Below are 2530 nucleotides of genomic sequence, written 5' to 3'. Positions count from 1 at the left end.
AGCTGCGGGCGGTGCACCGCGACATCGCCGGCTACACCGGACTGGCGTTCCCGATGCGCCGCCCGTTCGTCATCAACGCGTACTCGATGGGCGCCTGGGCGACCGGCACCACCACGGGCGCGGCGATGGCCCGGATCGCCACCGTGAAGAACACCGGCCCCGACCTCGGGAAGATCGTCGACACGCTGCGCGAGTTCGGTCCCGGCCACGACTACCTGGTGACCGCGTACCCGCCGTTCCTCAAGCACCTGCGGGACCGGCTCGACGCCGAGGACTTTCCGTGGTCGCGGTACCGGATCTTCGCCAGTTGCGGCGGCGAGGGGATGACCGAGGCGTTGCGCGACTACCTGGAGCAGCGGTTCGTGCGGGTGCGGTCGGCGTACGGGGCGTCGGACCTGACCATCGGCATCGGCGCGGAGACCCGGTTCACGGTCTGGTTGCGGCGGCGGCTGCGCACCGACGCGGGACTGCGCGCGGAACTGCTGGGCCGCGGCGAGCAGCGGCTGCCAATGGTGTTCCAGTACAACCCGTTCGCCACCTACCTGGAGACCAACGACCGGCGGGAGCTGCTCTGCACTGTCACCGGCCCGCACGTGCTCCAGCCCCGGCTGCGCTACAACGTCGGCGACGAGGCGCTGCTGGTGCCGTACCGGCGGATCGTCGAACTGGCCAACGCCGACCCGGTGCGTCGCGCCGAGTTCCGTACCGCGGTGGCCGAGGAGCGGATGACGCTGCCGTTGCTGCTGTTGTTCGGCCGCAGCGACTCCACCGTGTCCTACCTGGGCGCGAACCTCTACCCGCAGGACGTCGAGTACGGCCTCTACACCGGCAACCCGTACGCCGCCGAGATCAACAGGTTCTGCCTGACGCTGCACGAGGACGCGGCGCTGGAGACCCGGCCGGTGATCCACGTGGAGCTGCGCCGCCCGCTGGACGCCGCGGCCCGCGCAGCGCTCGCCGACGCCTGCCGCGACGGGGTACGCGCGCACCTGACCTCGGTGTCGCGGGACTTCGCGCAGTCCCTGGTGGAGGACCCGACCGCCGGTGACCTGCGGGTGGAACTGCACGAACCGGACTGCGGCCCGTTCGCCGCCATGCAGAAGATCAAGAACGTCTACCTGGTGAGGTGAGCGATGCGTACCCGTGACTTCTCCCGCGCCCCGGCCCAGGCCCGCGCCGGCGCCATGTTCATCGGCGGCACCCGGTACGCGAACCCGCTGGTGCTGCTGCGCCTGGCCCCCGACTGGATCCGGATGGTGCGCGACATGCGCCGGATGTCCGGCTACTGCTGGCACACCGTCTACTGGCAGTTCCCGCTGACGCTCGGCACCATCGCGTTCTTCACCGACCGCGACGCGCTGCTGCGCTTCGCCCGGACCCGGCACCACCGCAAGCTGATGATGTGGCTGACCGGCGGCAACCGCAACGCCACGGCCGGGTTCATCCGGCTCTACACCGCCTCCCCGGACGGCTACTCAAACGGCGCGTGGCGGGCCGAGGACGGCGCGATGGGCCACATCGAGCGGTTCACGCCGCTGGGCGCGGAGACGACCGGACCGGCGGTGCGCCGGTGACCGGCCACCGGTTCGAGCGCGTGACCGGCCGGCGCGGCCTGCGCGACTTCCTCGCGCTCACCGACCGGCTGTACGCGGACGAGTCCCGCTACGTGCCGACGCCCCGGCAGCAGATCCGCCGCTGGTGGCGCGACGGCGTGCCGATGTACGTGCTGCGCGACGCCACCGGCGCGGTGGTCGGGCGGACCACGCTGCACACCGACGCCGACCTCGACGCCAAGCTCGGCCGCCGGTGCCAGTTGTTCGGGCTCACCGAGTTCACCCCGCACGCCGCCCGGCCGCTGTTCGACGCGATCGCCGCGTACGCCACACCCGGCCGGGACCTGCTGTTCGGGCCGGTGGCGCTGCTGCCCAACCAGGCCGGCGGCGTGATCACCTCCGGGTACGCCGACCGGGGTTTCGTGGACAGCGCGTGGAACCCGCCGTACTACCCGGACGCGTACGAGGAGAACGGGTTCACCGGACGGTTCGTCTCCGACACCTGGATCTGCCCGGTGCCGCCGCCGACCGGACCGCCGCCCGCGCTGGGCGTCCAGCCCGACGGCTCCCGGCTGGACCTGCACCGGGGGAACAGCCGGCGGCTCGACGAACAGCTGGACCTGCTGCGCGGGATGCTCAACGACTCCTTCGCCCAGCTCGGCTACTACACGCCGATCTCGGCGGCGCAGTTGCGGCGGCAGACCGACGGGCTGGCGTACCTGCTGGATGACTCGCTGCTGCTCTACCTGACCCGCGACGGGCACCCGGTGGCGTTCGTGCTCTGCGTACCGGACATCAGCGCCTTCCTGGTCGCTGTGCGCGGCGACCTGAACCCGGTCAACCAGCTGCGGCTGCTGGCCACCCGCCGCCGGTACCGCCGGGAGGCGGTGCTGATCGTCAAGGGCGTGGTGCCGCGGTTCCAGGGGCGCGGCTACCAGCGGCTGCTGTCCGAGCATCTGCACCGCAACCTGCACGAG

Annotated in this window: 3 protein-coding genes; all 3 read left to right on the top strand. The window is 71.9% G+C overall.

Translation table 11 applies throughout. The features are described 5' to 3' along the window. The coding region (locus MCBG_RS06700) for a phenylacetate--CoA ligase family protein (RefSeq protein WP_043324735.1) at window positions 1-1130 on the top strand (1130 nt) is incomplete at its 5' end. A gap of 3 nt (window positions 1131-1133) precedes the next feature. After that, entirely contained in the window at window positions 1134-1574 is a 441-nt protein-coding gene (locus MCBG_RS06695) for a hypothetical protein (protein WP_043324733.1), read from the top strand. Next, the coding region (locus MCBG_RS06690) for a hypothetical protein (RefSeq protein ID WP_043324731.1) at window positions 1571-2530 on the top strand (960 nt) is incomplete at its 3' end. The genes MCBG_RS06695 and MCBG_RS06690, both read left to right, overlap by 4 nt.

This window comes from Micromonospora sp. M42, from assembly GCF_000568915.1.
GTDB classification, from domain to species: Bacteria; Actinomycetota; Actinomycetes; order Mycobacteriales; family Micromonosporaceae; genus Micromonospora; species Micromonospora chalcea.
Note: the sequence above shows the minus strand (reverse complement) of the source record. Positions and strands in the feature narration are given on the sequence as shown.

What these genes read in the sequence shown, in the direction of transcription:
- MCBG_RS06695 (WP_043324733.1), top strand. Translation starts at nt 1,134, where the DNA reads ATGCGTACCCGTGACTTCTCCCGCGCCCCGGCCCAGGCCCGCGCCGGC.